The organism is Chitinimonas lacunae (assembly GCF_042650885.1).
Taxonomy (GTDB): domain Bacteria; phylum Pseudomonadota; class Gammaproteobacteria; order Burkholderiales; family Chitinimonadaceae; genus Chitinimonas_A; species Chitinimonas_A lacunae.
Genome location: NZ_JBHSBU010000001.1, coordinates 709,176 through 722,895, shown reverse-complemented (window position 1 = coordinate 722,895; position 13,720 = coordinate 709,176). Strand labels below are relative to the sequence as shown.

General features: G+C 60.8%; 12 protein-coding genes. 6 read left to right on the top strand and 6 right to left on the bottom strand.

Features of this window, described 5'->3' with window-relative positions; translation table 11 throughout:
- Nucleotides 1–170: 170 nt before the first annotated feature.
- The 5 genes from ACFOW7_RS03225 to ACFOW7_RS03205 all read right to left on the bottom strand — a co-directional run bounded on the left by ACFOW7_RS03225 (nt 171) and on the right by ACFOW7_RS03205 (nt 5,178).
- Nucleotides 171–329, bottom strand: coding sequence for a DUF3309 family protein (locus ACFOW7_RS03225; RefSeq protein ID WP_378160958.1), 159 nt, complete (start codon nt 327–329; stop codon nt 171–173).
- A 53-nt stretch (nt 330–382) separates the two neighbouring features.
- Nucleotides 383–616 carry a hypothetical protein gene (locus ACFOW7_RS03220; protein WP_378160955.1) on the bottom strand — a complete coding sequence of 78 codons (234 nt, stop codon included), beginning with the start codon at nt 614–616 and terminating at the stop codon, nt 383–385.
- Between the two features lie 222 nt (nt 617–838).
- Entirely contained in the window at nt 839–2,956 is a 2,118-nt protein-coding gene (gene katE, locus ACFOW7_RS03215; RefSeq protein ID WP_378160953.1) for a catalase HPII, read from the bottom strand.
- A gap of 241 nt (nt 2,957–3,197) precedes the next feature.
- Nucleotides 3,198–3,653 (bottom strand): ferritin-like domain-containing protein, encoded by a 456-nt coding sequence (locus tag ACFOW7_RS03210; protein WP_378160951.1) that lies wholly within the window; start codon nt 3,651–3,653, stop codon nt 3,198–3,200.
- A gap of 370 nt (nt 3,654–4,023) precedes the next feature.
- Nucleotides 4,024–5,178 carry a glycosyltransferase family 4 protein gene (locus ACFOW7_RS03205; RefSeq protein ID WP_378160949.1) on the bottom strand — a complete coding sequence of 385 codons (1,155 nt, stop codon included), beginning with the start codon at nt 5,176–5,178 and terminating at the stop codon, nt 4,024–4,026.
- A 231-nt stretch (nt 5,179–5,409) separates the two neighbouring features.
- Here ACFOW7_RS03205 and ACFOW7_RS03200 point away from each other — a divergent pair, with 231 nt between their 5' ends.
- The 5 genes from ACFOW7_RS03200 (at nt 5,410) to ACFOW7_RS03180 (ending at nt 11,247) form a co-directional block, all read left to right on the top strand.
- On the top strand, nt 5,410–5,730 hold the full coding sequence (locus ACFOW7_RS03200) for a thioredoxin family protein (RefSeq protein ID WP_378160947.1): 321 nt from the start codon (nt 5,410–5,412) through the stop codon (nt 5,728–5,730).
- A 325-nt stretch (nt 5,731–6,055) separates the two neighbouring features.
- The gene (locus ACFOW7_RS03195; RefSeq protein ID WP_378160945.1) at nt 6,056–6,625 is read left to right on the top strand and encodes an aminodeoxychorismate/anthranilate synthase component II; all 570 of its coding nucleotides are present in this window, start codon (nt 6,056–6,058) and stop codon (nt 6,623–6,625) included.
- Nucleotides 6,618–7,484: a TIGR02452 family protein gene (locus ACFOW7_RS03190; protein ID WP_378160943.1), complete on the top strand. Its 867-nt coding sequence runs from the start codon at nt 6,618–6,620 to the stop codon at nt 7,482–7,484. The genes ACFOW7_RS03195 and ACFOW7_RS03190 overlap by 8 nt, the downstream gene beginning before the upstream one ends.
- Nucleotides 7,485–7,585: 101 nt before the next feature.
- The gene (gene trpD, locus ACFOW7_RS03185; RefSeq protein WP_378160941.1) at nt 7,586–8,614 is read left to right on the top strand and encodes an anthranilate phosphoribosyltransferase; all 1,029 of its coding nucleotides are present in this window, start codon (nt 7,586–7,588) and stop codon (nt 8,612–8,614) included.
- Nucleotides 8,615–9,021: 407 nt separating this feature from the next.
- On the top strand, nt 9,022–11,247 hold the full coding sequence (locus ACFOW7_RS03180; protein ID WP_378160939.1) for a S8 family serine peptidase: 2,226 nt from the start codon (nt 9,022–9,024) through the stop codon (nt 11,245–11,247).
- Nucleotides 11,248–11,357: 110 nt separating this feature from the next.
- Here ACFOW7_RS03180 and ACFOW7_RS03175 read toward each other — a convergent pair whose 3' ends face one another.
- Nucleotides 11,358–13,151, bottom strand: a complete 1,794-nt coding sequence (locus tag ACFOW7_RS03175) for an ABCB family ABC transporter ATP-binding protein/permease (protein WP_378160937.1) — start codon at nt 13,149–13,151, stop codon at nt 11,358–11,360.
- Between ACFOW7_RS03175 and ACFOW7_RS03170 the strand changes: the two genes are divergently transcribed.
- A complete protein-coding gene (locus ACFOW7_RS03170) occupies nt 13,150–13,350 on the top strand; it encodes a hypothetical protein (protein WP_378160934.1) in 201 nt (66 codons plus the stop codon). The genes ACFOW7_RS03175 and ACFOW7_RS03170 overlap by 2 nt on opposite strands.
- Nucleotides 13,351–13,720 lie beyond the last annotated feature (370 nt).

Here is a 13,720-nt window from a genome sequence, read left to right as displayed (position 1 = left end):
TTCTTTTGAAAATTGGATATTTCAAAAAAGCAAACAGCGCCCAATCGAGGCGCCGCAGTACGGATTGGAATTATCCCACAAAAAACAACCGGAGCATCCTGCCCCGGTTATCCGAATATTCACAACAGTATTTTTCTATTTACCGATTGCTTGTGCCGGTTCAGCGAAAACTATATTCGACCGGTCAGCAACAACACGATCAGGACCAGCAATACCACACCGATCACACTGATGGGACGATATCCCCAGTCGCGACTATACGGCCAGGCCGGAAAAGCGCCGATAAGCGCCAACACGACCAAAATCAACAGAATGGTGCCTAGTGTCATGGTCTTTACTCCAGGAAGTTGGGCCGGACAGCTCGTCCAGCGCAGCGGGTGACTCAAGCATTGAGACGTTCGGTGTGTTCCTCGTCTTCTTCCCACTTATCTCCTTGCGCGTCGGACCCCTTGGGGCTGACGCTGTCTTGCCGATTGGCCATCTGGCGTTGGATGCGCAGCCGATTCATTTTCTGCTCAAGCTGCCTTCTTTCCTCTGCGACGATCTGCTGCCATTCTTCGGTACCGTTTTGTGGCAATGTGGCGTGATTGCCGTGGCCGGAGATTCGCGGGTTCATATTCACCTCCACCAATTGTCAGTCAGGGATGGGCCTGATTCGCTGCCCTTATTAGATATTTCCCCTGTTGCAGATAATGTGCCCACTGCATTAATCGCTTATCGCGCCGGTTCATCCATATCAAGTAGATGTTCTACATTCGTGCAGAACAAAATTTACAAAGCCCTGCGCCAAACAAAACGGCCGCCCGAGCGGGCGGCCGTGGTGAGGGCAGATGTCTGGTCAGGCAGCGATCGAGGCCAATCCTGCCCGCGACCAGAAGCGGTGTTTGCCGATCGCCGCGATAAAGTCGTGCGCCAGCCCATCGATTGCGTCGCCCGGCGCCGCAACCAGCACCCCGGGCTCGGCCGGCTGATGCGGCACCGGCGCCAGCGCCGCTTCCTCAAGCAGACCGACCCCATCGGCCGCCACCGCAATCGGCTTGCAATGCTTATAGGCTTCCCGCAGGTAATGCACCGCGTCGCCGTTGGCGCGCAACGCGCCGATACAGGTCGAATGACCACCCGGCACGAACACCGCGTCGAACATCACCGAGGGCATGGCCGCGAAGGTGGCATCGACTGCCAGCGCCGTCCCATCGGCACTCGCCACGTCGCCCAGCCGCGCCGCCAGCAGCTTGCACTGCGCCCCGGCCGAATTGAGGGCGCTGCGCATCGCAGCCACCTGTTCGCCATCGACTCCGTCCGCCGTCAGAATGGCCACGCTGCGCGTCAAGGCGCTGCCGTCGCCGCTGCCCACCATACTCAGCGCCGGCGAAGGCGAGCCGGGCCAGGCGCATACCGTGATGCCGGTCGGCGCGGGCAGCCCGAGTTCCCGGGCTACTCGCTCGGCCAGACCGCTATCGACCTGGGCCAGATTGGCCACCATCCGTTCCCGGATCGCCACCGTCTCGACCTTGCCCAACTCAAAGGCGAATGCCGCCACGATATGGTCCTGCTCGACCGCAGTCTGGCTGCGCCAGAACAGATTGGCCTGGCTGAAATGGTCGGCAAAGCTGGGACTGCGCCCGCGCAGCTTGGGCGATTCCATCGTCTCGGCCACGCTGGCAAAGCCGCCCTGCTCGGGCGGCAGCTCGGCCGGCAGACCGGCGCCCAGCGAATTGCGGTCATAGTTGACCCGGCCGGTATTGATGGTCATCCGGTGCATACCGTCGCGCTGGTGGTTATGGAACGGACAGATCGACCGACTGATCGGAATTTCATGGAAGTTCGGCCCGCCCAGTCGCGACAACTGAGTATCGGTGTAGGAAAACAGACGCCCCTGCAATAAAGGATCGTTGGTGAAATCGATCCCGGGCACGATATGACCCGGGTGGAAAGCCACCTGTTCGGTTTCGGCAAAGAAGTTGTCGGGATTGCGATTCAAGGTCAGCCGGCCAATCCGCTGCACCGGCACCAGCTCCTCGGGCACGATCTTGGTGGCATCGAGCAGGTCGAAACCGAACTTGTCGGCCTGATCCTCCTCGATCACCTGGATACCCAGCTCCCACTCGGGATAATCGCCGCGCTCGATCGCTTCCCATAGATCGCGGCGGTGAAAATCGGGGTCCTTGCCACTGATCTTCTGTGCCTCGTCCCACGCCAGGCCATGGATGCCGAGTACCGGTTTCCAGTGGAACTTGACCAGACGCGAGTGGCCTTCGGCGTTGACCAGCCGGAAGGTGTGAACGCCAAAGCCCTCCATCATCCGATGACTGCGCGGCAGCGCGCGGTCCGACATGACCCACATCAGCATATGGGTGGTCTCGGTGGTCAGCGAGGCGAAGTCCCAAAATGTATCGTGGGCGCTGGCCGCCTGCGGGATTTCGTTATGCGGCTCAGGTTTGACCGCATGGACCAGGTCGGGAAACTTCATCGCGTCCTGCACGAAAAACACTGGGATATTGTTGCCCACCAGGTCGAAATTACCGGCCCGGGTGTAGAACTTGACGGCAAAGCCGCGTACATCGCGCGCCGTATCGGTCGAGCCACGCGAGCCGGCCACGGTGGAAAAACGCACGAATACCGGGGTGCGGTCTTCGGGGTTTTGCAGAAAGTCGGCGCTCGTCAGATCGCTCATGCAGCGGTAGACCTGGAAAAAACCGTGCGCCCCCTCGCCCCGGGCATGGACTACCCGTTCGGGAATCCGCTCATGGTCGAAATGGGTGATCTTCTCGCGCAGGATAAAATCTTCCAGCAGGCTGGGGCCGCGGATGCCGGCGCGCAGGGAATTCTGGTTGTCGCTGATCGGCGTGCCTTGATTGGTGGTCAGTGCCTGCCCCGGTCCCTGACGGAACGGGTCGAGCGCGTCGAGCTTGTCCTGGCTGGCTGAAGGGGTGCCGGGCTTATCGTGTTTTTCCATCGGAGTGTCTCCTGCGGCGGGAAGTGGTCGGGGCTTGGAATGGCCGAATTCGAGCAAACCACATGCCGCCTCAGCCATAAGAAAGGCCGGCCATAATGGCCGGCCCTGGGCGTCGACTTCGGCTGGTTTCCCGTAACGCTCAGTGGCTGAAGACAGCCTGGGATACGCAGCCTGAGGCGCAGGTTATCCCGCACTCGGCACTTGAAACCCTTGCGACCGGACCGAGGCAGGTGAGGGATAACTAGTGGTGCAAGGCGCGATAGCGTTCGCGCAATGCTTTGACTTGATCATGGTTGCGCACCACGCCGGCATTCTGCCGGGTGACGACGGCCAGCACCGACTCGGGCAGCGGCTTGCTCAGTGCCTTGCGGTACTGGGCCTTGGCCCGATCTTCGCCGCGTTCGCATTCCTCCAGCATGGCGGCATCTTCATCGGTGGTCACGGCGCTGCGCACGCTGACCCAACCACGGTGGATCGCGCCTGCGATGGTGCCGCTCATATCGGGGTCGCCGCCATACAGCCGAACCAGCGAGGCCAACTCCTGAGCGGCCTGCCGGCATTCGGCTGCGCGGGCCTGGAACAGGTTGCGCAGATCGCTGGCACTGGCGTACTGGGCACATTGGCTGAACCCGTATTCGCCGTCCTTACAGGTTTCGATCAGATCGTTGAGCGTATCGACGAGCTCTTCATTGTTCATGGCGGTTCCTTTCTGAGGAGAAATCCGGACAGTGGCTGGCTTGTTGGTAGGAAGCGTTGTGCCTAGATGGGGCAAACCGCGTGCCCATGGTGGTGGGCACACCGCTTGCCACAGGGACGATGTGGCCGGGCATCGTTCCTCTCTCGCTGTCCGACCACGGCTCCACCCGCTTTTCCTCCCTAGTAGGCGCTTATGCCCCGCTTCGCAGCGGGGCATTTTTTATGACTGGTCCAAGTTGATTAGAAAAAATTTCGCAACATACCTGCAAGACAGATAGCGGCGTTAATACATAAATAAATTTTCTTCAACATTCCCTGTCCAAAGGGAAGCCACGCATGCGGCGTGGCTTGGCAAAGTTCTCCGACCAGCTTCAAGTGGGCAGATAGGCGACTTCCCTTTGCTCGGTTTCGCTGCCAAGTTGGCGCAGCGCGCCTTCAAAGCGGCTCAATACCGTGTCCCATTGATGGCGCTGCGCGCTGGTTCTGGCCTGTAGCCGCAGACTCAGAAAACGCGACAGCTCATTGGCCATCTGGTAGGCATCGTCAACAAAGCCCTGCACATCGCCCGGCGTCACCAGCATGCCGTTGACACAGTCGTCGATATACTCGGCAGCGGCGCCGCAATCGAAAGCCAGCACGGCCATGCCGCTGGCCATCGCTTCCAACAGGACATTGCTGCAGCCGTCACTGAGGCTCGGATAAAGCAGAATATCGGCCGATGCATAATGCTCAGCCAAAGTGCTGCCACGCTGATTGCCGACGAAGTGCACCTCGGGGTGCCGCTGGCGCAAGGTTTCCAGCAGCGGCCCGTCACCGACCACCACCATGCGCAATTCCGGCATATAGGCGTGAACGGCCTGAAAGGTCTGGCAGGCCAGCTCGGCGTTTTCTTCGGCATTGAGTTGGCCCGAATACAGCATGACCGGCTCACCAGGCGCCGCCCCCCACTGCTCGCGCAGACTGACTTGATAGTGGTCAGGACTGAACAGCCGGGTATCGACGCCGCGCCCCAGCACTTCAAGCGCCTGGAAACCCTCGGTGAACAGCCGATGCCGCAAGGTCTGGGTCGGCACGAAAGTCAGGTCGGCCGCATTATGGAAATGGCGCAGATAAGCCATCACCACCGGCCCCGCCCAGCCCCGACCGTAATGGCTGCTGTATTCGTTGGCATTGGCACAGAAGTCGGAAGTGACAGGAATCGACAAGGTCTGCGCTGCCCGCACCGCGGCCCAGGCCAGCGGCCCTTCGGTCGCCACATGAACCACCTGCGGCCGTCGCTTTTCCCAGCGCTTTTGTAGGCGCCACAGGATAGGCAGGCCCAGGCGCTGATCCTGCGATAACGGCAGTGCCAAGCTGGGCGTCAGCCATTCTTCGGGGCTGTCGCGTTCGATTTCGTCTTGGCGCATCGGGCGGATCAATTCGACGACATGACCGCGCTTGCGCAGATAACCGACGGAACGGGCCGCGTTGAGCGATACCCCGTTGAATTCCGGCGGATAGGTTTCAGTGACATAAGCAATACGCACGGCGGCTCTCCAGATCGGGACAAGAGATGGCTACTGCCGAGCAAACCAGGTTCCTGCCGCCTTCCACCAAGTGGTTTATCCATTTGAATGATGGCGTGCAAAATTTGCCCAACTTTGTGCAGAAAAACCCATACCCAAGCCCAGGCAATGGAAAAATTGACCTGTCACAGGCGCGTCAACTGCTGGTCGAATCAACGATCGCCCAGATCGTCTGGAGAAGGAGATATCGCGATGAACACCGATTACGCCACCCAAGAGCCGCCGCGCAGCGCCATCGATGTGCTGCCCGGCCCGACCGTTCTCGAATTCGGTGCGCCCTGGTGTGGTTACTGCCAAGCAGCGCAACCGCTCTTGGCCGAAGCCTTGGCCAATCAACCGTCACTGCGCCATCTCAAGGTGGAGGATGGCAGCGGCCGCCCACTGGGCCGCTCCTTCCGGGTCAAGCTGTGGCCGACCCTGATCTTTCTGCGTGATGGCCAGGAAGTGGAAAGGCTGGTACGACCGGCCAATGTGGAAGCCATCCGCCGGGCACTCCACAGCATCCTTGCTTGAGAGTGGGACAGGCCGAACCCTGGCTGGGGCGGCATGTCCCCAGGTGACACAAACTTCCGCCCAGGTGGGAAGTAGGCGCCAATCCACCCCTGGTCTTTTATCCCTGCCCCCTGGCCCGACCACTGCCGGACTACCATCGCGCGAGCATCTATAGCATGATCCATGGCGGCGAATTCTCTGCCCTGGCGGGAATCGGCTGGTCTTCGCGGGGGCACTCGCAATAAAACGATGTCCAAAGATGGCTTAGTGACGACTGGGACAATGAATCAGATCATTTCCCACCCGACCGGACCTCTTTCTGAAAAATCAATCGATTAGGCAAATCATGCTACTCATCATCGACAACTACGATTCCTTCACCTACAACCTGGTGCAGTACTTCGGCGAGCTTGGCCAGCAGGTCGAGGTCTATCGTAATGACGAGATCACCGTGGCCGAGATCGAGGCCAAGGCGCCGGATTATCTGGTGGTGTCGCCTGGTCCTTGCTCGCCCAACGAGGCCGGGATTTCGGTCTCGGCCATTCATCATTTCGCCGGCAAGCTGCCGATTCTGGGGGTCTGTCTGGGCCATCAGTCGATCGGTCAGGCTTTCGGTGGAAAAATCATTCACGCCCGCCAATTGATGCACGGCAAGACCTCCCCGGTCAGCCATACCAATACGGGCGTCTTCCGCGACCTGCCCTCGCCGTTTACCGCCACCCGTTACCACTCGCTGGTGATCGAACGCGAAAGTTGCCCGGACTGCCTTGAGATCACCGCCTGGACCGACGACGGCGAGATCATGGGGGTGCGTCACAAAACCCTGCCCATCGAGGGCGTACAGTTTCATCCCGAAGCCATCCTGACCGAGCACGGTCATCAGATGCTCGACAATTTCCTGAAAGCCTATGTCTGAACCCCTGATCGACAACCGTTCCCGCCGTGCCTCGATTGCGACGGAAACCCTGAGCATCCTGTCTGCCGGTGGCTACCAAGCCCCGTCGGGCCGCCATGTCGACCTGGCCGATGCCATCGTCACCTGTGTCGAAGGTGCACGTTTTTATGACCCCGACACCCTGACCCAGCTTTGCCATTCCGTCGAAGCGCGCACGGCGCCCTATACCGAGATGCATTGCACCGTCACGGCCGAAACCACGCTGGCGGCTGCCCAGCGCCTGCTTGGCCGGCATAGCCGGGTCGCGGCATTGAATTTCGCCTCGGCCAAGCATCCTGGCGGCGGCTTTCTCGGCGGCAGCCAGGCTCAGGAAGAAAGTCTGGCGCGGGCGTCGGCGCTCTACCCTTCGCTGACTCGCTTCCAGGCGCCGTTCTACGACTTCCACCAGCGCAAGACCCTGCTCTATTCCGACCGCGCCATCGTCAGCCCCGATTGCCCGGTGTTCCGCGACGATAACGACCATCTGCTGGAAACGCCCTACGCCGTCACGTTCATCACCGCTGCCGCGCCCAATGCCGGCGCGATTGCCCAGCACGAAGCGGAATCGCTTTCCGCTGTCCCGACGGCCCTGGCCGGGCGGGCTGCCAAGGTGCTGGCGCTGGCGGCTGATGCCGATATTCCGGCCCTGGTGCTGGGTGCCTGGGGTTGTGGGGTGTTCCGCAACGATCCTTTGCTCGTGGCCAATGTCTTCCGTCAGTTGCTCGCCCCCGGTGCGCCCTACCATGGCCGCTTTGCCAAGGTCTGCTTTGCCATCCATGACCGCAGCAAGGAACGCACGGTGTTCCGGGCGTTTGAAGAGACCTTGACATCTCGTCCTTAATTATTAAAAAACCTTTGTAGCCCGCTTCTCGTATTGCGAAGATTTGTCTTTATACTGTCCAAGCAACTGATAGACCGTTATTGGCATGGAGGCCCGTTCCTGTGATTACCCCGCAAGCCGCTCTCAACCGTCTGATCGACGGCAATGAATTGTTTTACGACGAGATGTTGTCGTTGATGCGCCAGATCATGCGCGGCGAGGTGACGCCGGTGCAGACTGCCGCCATCCTGATCGGCCTGCGGGTCAAGGTGGAAACCGTGTCGGAGATTGCCGCCGCCGCCACCGTGATGCGCGAACTCGCCACCACCGTGGCCGTGACCGACCGGACCCATCTGATCGATACCTGCGGCACCGGCGGCGATGGTGCCCATACCTTCAATATCTCGACCACCGCCGCCTTTGTGGCGGCGGCAGCGGGAGCGCGGGTCGCCAAGCATGGCAATCGCAGCGTGTCGTCGTCCTCGGGCTCGGCCGACGTGCTCGAAGCGCTCGGCGTCAATCTGGCCCTGATGCCAGAACAGGTCGGCCAATGCATCGATGAACTCGGCGTCGGCTTTATGTTCGCGCCCAATCACCACGGCGCCATGAAGCATGTGGCCCCGGTACGGCGTGAACTGGGGGTGCGGACCATCTTCAATATCCTCGGTCCGCTGACCAACCCGGCCGGCGCCGAGCGTCAGGTGATGGGAGTGTTCCATCCCGATCTGGTGGGCATCCAGGCCAGGGTCCTCAAGCAGCTTGGCAGCCGTCATGTACTGATCGTGCACGGTCGCGACGGGCTCGATGAAATCAGCCTGTTCGACAAGACCTTGATTGCCGAATTGAAGGATGGGGTGATCGAGGAATATGAATTCGACCCGCGCGAGCATGGCTTTGCCTTCTGCCAGCCGGACGACCTCAAGGCGTCCGATGCCCAGCAGTCGCGCCAGAAAGTCGAAGCTGTGCTCGATAACCAAGCCGGCCCCTGCCGCGATATCGTGCAACTCAATGCGGGTGCGGCGATCTATGCTGCGGGGCTGGTCCCCACCCTGGCCGACGGTTTCGCCGCCGCCGACCAGGCGCTGGCATCGGGTGCCGCACGACGCAAGCTCGATGCGCTGATCGACAAGACCCAGCACTGGAAGGCGTGAAGCAAAGCGGTCGCGGGACGGAAAGCCTTTACGTCGTCGCGGCCCTGCGGCCAAGCCAGATTCGCTTCCCATATGGCGTCCGGCTGAACAAGCGCCGCGCCCTCTTCTCCTCCACTCCAGGCTGCAACTGCGGCCTGGATCTGGAGGCCGGGCTTAAGGAAAATCGCCAGCCAATATCCTCGCAGGCGAGCCAGCAACGGCTCCGCCGCCTCCAGCAGAGCCGCAACGCTTGTTTGCGGCTTTTTTCATCTATTCCTGCTTCCGAAGCACGGTCTGTCTACTACAGCAATTGGTGAAATCCTTTCCACGGGTAAACCACAGTGCGGTGGAACTGTGTGGTCGCCCTGGTTCCTATGCAACGGGGACGCAAGATCCCCGGCTTTTTTCACCAACCCATAACAATGTCTATGCAACCCAAGCATGTCGCAATTCTGCTGTCGTTGACAGCCTGTTCCCCTTTGCTGGCCCAAGGTCAGCTCGATGCCACCCTGCAAGCGAGACTGCTGAGCGCGGCTCAGCCGGCTGAACATAAGAGGGGGGTCCGCGCGGCGGATAATGAAGTCACCCTTGATCTGCTGGTCCGCTTCAAGGCGCAGGGTCTGGACAATATGCGCGCCTATGGCGCCACGATCGGCTCGGTAGCGGGTGATATCGCTACGGTCAGCCTGCCCTTCAGCCGTCTCGAAGGGCTGGCTGCGCTCGACGGCGTGATGTTCATCGAAGCCTCGCGGCCGCTTAAGTCGCGGCTGACCAGCAGCGTGGCGGCCACCGGGGCCGATCTGCTGCGGCGGCAGGTCGGACAGGACTTTGAGGGAGCCAGCGGCCGCGGCGTGATTTTCGGGGTCTACGACAGCGGAATCGATTTCCGTCATCCCGACTTTCTGCGCCCCGACGGCAGCAGCCGGGTATTACAGTTGTGGGAACTGGACAGTGGCTTGGCGTGCGACCAGGCAACGATCGATCGGGCCATCCGTGAAGGACGCAACTCGACCGCCTGTCCCCATATCGACGATGTGGGCCATGGCAGCCACGTCAGCAGCATCGGTGCAGGCAATGGCGCCGCCAGCGGCAGCCCCGCCACCCACGTCGGGATGGCGCCGGAAGCGGATATCGTGATGGCGGCTGATGGCGGAGAAACGACGGCTCGGCTGATCGATGGGGTAAGCCGGATCAAGCAATACGCCCGCACGCTCGGTCGGCCGGCGGTGGTCAATCTGTCGGTAGGCCATTTCGAAGGGCCGCGCGATGGTACCTCCAACTTTGAACGGGCCTTGTCGGCGCTGGCAGGACGCGGCCTGATCCTGGTGGCCGCCGCCGGCAACGAAGCCAGCCTGCCCTTGCGCGCCCAGGGCAGCATTGCGGCGGGCGAAGTGGTGACGGCCAGCTACCGTCCCGTCGAGACGCCCAGTTCGCGGCTGGAGATGTGGTATCCGGGCGCCAACCGCTATTCGGTACGGCTGCGCGGCTACCATGGCGACACCTTGCGTTGCGAAACCGATTTCGTGGCGGCCGGACAGCAGTTGATCCTCCCAGCCGCCTGCGGGCAGGGCAGCATCGTATCGACCGAGGTCAACCTGAACAATGACGACCGTCAGGTAGTGATCGAGCTGACTGGCCAGCAGATGGACCAGAAACCACGCTGGGAAATCGATCTGCGCGCCGATGCCGCAGCGCCCGGCAGCAGCTTTGCCTGGATCGACACCAAGGAAGGCGGCATGTTCTACGGCCGTTACGGCACGGTGGACGCCAATGGCCAACGCAACGGTTTGACGCTGGAAACCATGGCCGTACCGGCTTCGGCAGCCGAAGTGATCGCCGTGGGGGCCTATAGCGTCAATGCTGCGCCGGCTGATCCTGACGACGCGACCAGCCGTGAACTCGCCGCCGGGGAACTGGCCGACTTCTCGGGCCGTGGTCCGCGTCGCCAGTGCAGCAACACCAGCAAATGCCCGCCGCAGATGAAACCCGAAATTGTCGCGCCGGGCGTGAACATCGACGCAGTGCTGGCCTATGACAGCCAAAACCCGGGCTTCTACCAGCAAGGCAGCGGCACCAGCATGGCTTCGCCCCATGTGGCAGGTGCCGTGGCGCTGCTGCTGCAAAAGAACCCGGATCTGACTCCGGCTGAAGTGCGCAAGGCCTTGTTCTCCACCGCCCGCGCCAACGCGCATACCGGCGTGCTGCCTCGGTTCGACCCGGCAGTTGCGCTGCCGGCGACGGCCAATATCCATTACGGCTACGGTCTGCTCGATGCCGCAGCGGCCTATCGGGCGACTCCCGCCTATCAGCCGATGCGTATTGCCGGCCGGCTGGACGGTAGTGCGCAAGCCCAGTCCTTGACGGCCGAGATTACCCCGCGTCTGGGCGACCGAGGGCGTGAAGTCGCGGTCTTCGTCGGCGTCAGCCTCGCAGGCAGCTGGTATATGCTCGACGGCCCGCGTGGCTGGCAGACACTGCGCTGGCCGCTGAACCCGGCCATGCGACTCAAAGCGACCGAACAGTTCGAGTTGCCGATCTACAGCGGACTCAATACCAGCGGCCTGAGCGGCAGCGAGGTGTGGGTCGGTTACGGTGTTGATATGGAAGCGATGCAAAAAGAAGGACAGTTAGTAAGAATCCATCAGGTCAAATAACGATGGATTCAAGGCAGAAAAATGCATCGATATTAATGATCGATTGCCTTTTGCCTGATAACTAACCTTCCATAGGGAAAGAGGCTGTCACCGACAGCCTCTTTTCATGGTCAAGCCGCTTCGATCTCGCTTTGCTGTTGCAGCGCCCACATCCGGGCATACATGCCGCCCTGCTCGATCAGCTGGCGATGGGTACCGCGCTCGACCACCCGGCCGTGGTCCATGACCAGAATCTGGTCGGCATCGACGATGGTGGAGAGCCGATGCGCGATCACCAGCGTGGTGCGATGTTCGGCGATGGCGGCAAGTTCAGCCTGGATCGACTTCTCGGTCTTGGAATCGAGCGCCGAGGTGGCTTCGTCGAACACCAGGATAGGCGGGTTTTTCAGAATGGTGCGGGCAATCGCCACCCGCTGTTTTTCGCCACCGGACAACTTCAGGCCACGCTCGCCCACTTCGGTCTCCCAACCGTCGGGCAGTCGTTCGATAAAGTCGAGGATATGGGCCGAGCGGGCTGCTTCGACCACTTCCTCGCGGCTCGCGCCCGGGCGGCCGTAGGCGATGTTGTAGTAGATCGTGTCGTTGAACAGCACAGTATCCTGCGGAACGATGCCGATATGGGCGCGCAGGCTTTCCTGGGTGTAGTCGCGCACATCGATGCCGTTGATGCTGAGCCGGCCGCCGCTGACATCGTAGAAACGGAACAGCAGGCGCGACAGCGTCGATTTGCCCGCTCCGGAGCTGCCCACCACGGCGACGGTATGGCCGGCAGGAATGTCGAAATCGACCATATGCAGGATCTGTCGCTTGGCATCGTAGCCAAAGTCCACATTCTCGAAACGGATCGTGGCGGCCTGGGTGGACAGTGCGACGGCACCGGGACGGTCCTGCACCTCTTCATTTTGTTCGAGCAGGCTGAACATCTTTTCCATATCGGTCAGCGCCTGCTTGATCTCGCGGTAGACCATGCCGAGGAAGTTGAGCGGTGCATAGAGCTGGATCAGGAAGGCATTGACCAGAACCAGATCGCCCAGGCTCATCTCGCCACGCGCCACACCATCGGCAGCGAGCCAGACCAGCATCGTCACCCCCAAGGCGATGATCGCCGACTGACCGGTGTTGAGAATCGCCAGGCTGACCTCGTTCTTGATCGAGGCCCGCTCCCATTTACTCAGGCTCTCGTCGTAACGGGCCGATTCGAATTTTTCATTGCTGAAATATTTGACCGTCTCGTAATTGATCAGCGAGTCGACGGCGCGGACATTGGCCTTGGAGTCCAGTTCATTCATCGAGCGGCGGGTCTTGGTGCGCCATTCGGTGACAGTCAGGGTGTAGGCGATATAGGCGACGATGGTCAACAAGGTGACGGCGGTGAAATGCCAGTGGTACTTGCTCATCAGAATCGCTGCCACCAGGCCGATTTCGACCAGGGTCGGCAGGATATTGAACAGCATGAAGTTGAGCAGCGTGGCAATCCCGCGCGTACCGCGCTCGATGTCGCGGGTAACGCCGCCGGTCTGGCGGTTGATATGGAAACGCAGACTCAGACGATGCAGATGCTCGAATACCTGCAAGGCGATCCGACGGATCGCCCCTTGCGATACCTTGGCAAACAGCGCATCACGCAGCTCGCCCAGCGCGGTCGAAGCCAGTCGCAACGCACCATAGGCGGCGATCAGCATGACCGGTACCACCAGCATGGCATCGGCGCTGGCCTGTCCCGAGCGGTCGAGATGGTCAACGACGTCCTTCAGGATCAGCGGTACGCTGACGTTGGCGATCTTGGCCCCCACCAGCAGCGTCAGCGCGCCCAGTACACGGAATTTGTAGCGCCAGAGATAGGGAAACAGGGTACTTAAGGTCCGCCAATCATTGCGCGGTTTCGGGACTGCGGGACTGGACATGGTTGTTCTTCTTCGAGACGCGAATTTCCGTATCATGGCGGCGAACGCCTCGATATCAAGCCTGGGGCGCGCGACAAAGGAGGAAAAAGACATGACTTGGTTACTGCTCGAAGCCGGTATCGCTGGCCTACTGCTGGTGTTTATCGTGTGGTGGACTCTACCCAAGAAGAAAAAAGAACATGACAAAACACCGTCTTGAACAACCAGCCTGATCACGTCCCCTGCCGCAGGCTTATTCGCTGTGCCCTGCCCTGATCATGCCGCGGGTTCGTGATGAAAGGAGTGGCCATCCAGGCCACTCCCGACTCCCCCTTCCGCCGGGCGTCCAGCACACAAGCAGCGTCCGATGGACAAAAGCCTGAGCAACGGCCGCCAAGCCCCATCTCCCCTACCGACTCAAGCCCTTTCAGCGCTTTCTCTGACCAGAGTGGGCCTCACCGCTAGATAGCCAAGCACAATGAAACGGCACTGCCAAGCGCCTCCCCTTCTTGCTGACTGTTCGGGATTCATCTGCAAAATATCCAATATAAATTATGTAAAGTAAAAAACAAAAATAATCCCAGGATCGT

What these genes read in the sequence shown, in the direction of transcription:
- ACFOW7_RS03225 (WP_378160958.1), bottom strand. Translation starts at nt 329, where the DNA reads ATGACACTAGGCACCATTCTGTTGATTTTGGTCGTGTTGGCGCTTATC.
- ACFOW7_RS03220 (WP_378160955.1), bottom strand. Translation starts at nt 616, where the DNA reads ATGAACCCGCGAATCTCCGGCCACGGCAATCACGCCACATTGCCACAA.
- katE (WP_378160953.1), bottom strand. Translation starts at nt 2,956, where the DNA reads ATGGAAAAACACGATAAGCCCGGCACCCCTTCAGCCAGCCAGGACAAG.
- ACFOW7_RS03210 (WP_378160951.1), bottom strand. Translation starts at nt 3,653, where the DNA reads ATGAACAATGAAGAGCTCGTCGATACGCTCAACGATCTGATCGAAACC.
- ACFOW7_RS03200 (WP_378160947.1), top strand. Translation starts at nt 5,410, where the DNA reads ATGAACACCGATTACGCCACCCAAGAGCCGCCGCGCAGCGCCATCGAT.
- ACFOW7_RS03195 (WP_378160945.1), top strand. Translation starts at nt 6,056, where the DNA reads ATGCTACTCATCATCGACAACTACGATTCCTTCACCTACAACCTGGTG.
- ACFOW7_RS03190 (WP_378160943.1), top strand. Translation starts at nt 6,618, where the DNA reads ATGTCTGAACCCCTGATCGACAACCGTTCCCGCCGTGCCTCGATTGCG.
- ACFOW7_RS03180 (WP_378160939.1), top strand. Translation starts at nt 9,022, where the DNA reads ATGCAACCCAAGCATGTCGCAATTCTGCTGTCGTTGACAGCCTGTTCC.
- ACFOW7_RS03170 (WP_378160934.1), top strand. Translation starts at nt 13,150, where the DNA reads ATGGTTGTTCTTCTTCGAGACGCGAATTTCCGTATCATGGCGGCGAAC.
- ACFOW7_RS03175 (WP_378160937.1), bottom strand. Translation starts at nt 13,151, where the DNA reads ATGTCCAGTCCCGCAGTCCCGAAACCGCGCAATGATTGGCGGACCTTA.